General features: G+C 69.7%; 1 protein-coding gene and 1 pseudogene. One reads left to right on the top strand and one right to left on the bottom strand.

Features of this window, described 5'->3' with window-relative positions:
* A pseudogene (locus NN2_RS38885) lies at nt 1-146 on the bottom strand (oxidoreductase); the annotation flags it as partial.
* Nucleotides 147-313: 167 nt separating this feature from the next.
* On the opposite strand from NN2_RS38885, the gene NN2_RS35650 reads away from it, so the two are divergent.
* The coding region (locus NN2_RS35650) for an AMP-binding protein (RefSeq protein ID WP_156511575.1) at nt 314-1,333 on the top strand (1,020 nt) is incomplete at its 3' end.

Below are 1,333 nucleotides of genomic sequence, written 5' to 3'. Positions count from 1 at the left end.
GCGCGGACCGCCGCCTCGGCCGCCGTGGTCGGCCAGCCCCGCCGGTTCGCCTTGTGCCGGTGGACTTCGGCGAGCGCATCGCGGGCGCGGTCGGCCGCCTCGCGGACACCGGGCAGGTCGACCAGGGGTTGCAGCACGTCGCTCACGACCCACACGCTAGCCGAGCGCATCCCGCGGCCCACCGGGGTCCGCTTCCCGCGCCCGCCGTTCGGGACCGATACGCGGCGCAGGTCACAGTCCGTTAGGGTCACATCGTGGCCGCGGTCACGCTGCGGCCGACGCGTATCCGATGGACAGGCCCGATGGAGGCGAGATGACCGACACCACCGCTGAGCACCGAGACGTGTACCCGCCTACGGCCGAATTCGCCGCGGCAGCCAATGCCGATGCGTCCATCTACGAGCGGGCAACGGCGGATCGCGAGGGGTTCTGGGCCGAACAAGCGCAGCGACTGCACTGGCATCAGCCGTGGGATCGGGTGCTGGACTGGGACGATGCCCCGTTCGCGCGCTGGTTCACCGGCGGCAAGCTCAACATCGCCTACAACTGCGTGGACCGCCACGTCGACGACGGCTACGGCGACCAGGTCGCCATCCACTGGGAGGGTGAGCCCGGCGATTCCCGCTCGATCACCTACGCCCAGCTCCAGGCCGAGGTGTGCCAGGCCGCCAACTACTTCACCGAACTCGGCCTGACCGCCGGGGATCGGGTCGCGATCTACATGCCGATGGTCCCCGAGGCCATCGTGTCGATGCTGGCCTGCGCCCGGCTGGGCCTGACCCACTCGGTGGTCTTCGCCGGCTTCTCCCCCAGCGCCCTGCGCCAGCGCGTCGACGACGCCGAGGCCCGCCTCGTGATCACCACCGACGGCCAGTGGCGCCGCGGTAAGGCCGCACCGCTGAAGGAAGCCGTCGACGAGGCGCTCTACGCCCACGGCGACGTCCCGCACAGCGTCGAACACGTGCTGGTGGTGCGGCGCACGAATCTCGAGATCGCATGGACCGAGGGCCGCGACCGGTGGTGGCACGAAACCGTCGCCCAGGCATCAACGGACCATGCCTGCAGCGCTTTCGATGCCGAGCACCCGCTCTACATCCTCTACACCTCCGGCACCACCGGAAAGCCCAAGGGCATCCTGCACACCTCGGGCGGCTACCTGACCCAGGTCGCCTACACCCACCACTACGTCTTCGACCACAAACCAGGGCAGGACGTGTACTGGTGCACCGCCGACATCGGCTGGGTCACCGGACACTCCTACATCGTCTACGGCCCGCTGGCCAACCGCGCCACCCAGGTCGTCTACGAGGGCACCCCCAACTTCCCCGACGAG

The sequence above is a fragment of the Nocardia nova NBRC 15556 genome (genome assembly GCF_001613005.1).
In the GTDB taxonomy this organism is placed as follows: domain Bacteria; phylum Actinomycetota; class Actinomycetes; order Mycobacteriales; family Mycobacteriaceae; genus Nocardia; species Nocardia nova.
The sequence above is the reverse complement of the archived record's forward strand: the minus strand, read 5'-3'. Positions and strand labels throughout refer to the sequence as shown.